Below are 563 nucleotides of genomic sequence, written 5' to 3'. Positions count from 1 at the left end.
TTCCCCCTGAGAGATAGAGTGCCCCTAAGGCTCCAAAGCCTGCTAAGGGAACAGAGAGAAGAATGATAAAAGGATCAATCCACGACTCAAATTGCGCTGCTAAAACGAGATAGATAAAGAGCAATGCCATCACAAAGATAAAGAGCATCGAAGAACCGGACTCCAAAAATTCTCTAGAGGAGCCCTGGTAATCGAGCATTGCATCGAGGATTACTTCTCGGATAATCTCCTCCACTAGAGCAATTCCCTCCCCTTGCGAAACGCCTGATTGCAGGTTCGCAGAGATGGTCACTGATCGGAGTTTATTAAAATGGCGTAAATTTTGTGGCGCAATGGTCTCTGTTACAGTGACAATATTGGAAAGGGGCACCATCTCACCATATTTTGAGCGAACATAGATCCCCTCAAGATCTTTTGTCTGACTCCGTTTTTGAGGATCAACTTGCACCATAACATCATACTGCTCTGCCCCCTCTTTAAAACGTGTGACATTACGCCCTCCTAAGGCAGATTCCAACGTTCTTCCTACAACTGAGACATCGATCCCTAAAAGCGCAAGCTTC

General features: G+C 45.6%; 1 protein-coding gene. It reads right to left on the bottom strand.

Annotated elements, in window-relative coordinates:
- Nucleotides 1-563, bottom strand: a 563-nt coding sequence (locus FK268_RS26110) for an efflux RND transporter permease subunit (RefSeq protein WP_146437882.1), incomplete at both ends; no start/stop codon positions are given.

Origin of the sequence: Tsukamurella sputi (assembly GCF_007858445.1) — a bacterium.
GTDB lineage: Bacteria > Actinomycetota > Actinomycetes > Mycobacteriales > Mycobacteriaceae > Tsukamurella > Tsukamurella sputi.
Note: the sequence above shows the minus strand (reverse complement) of the source record. Positions and strands in the feature narration are given on the sequence as shown.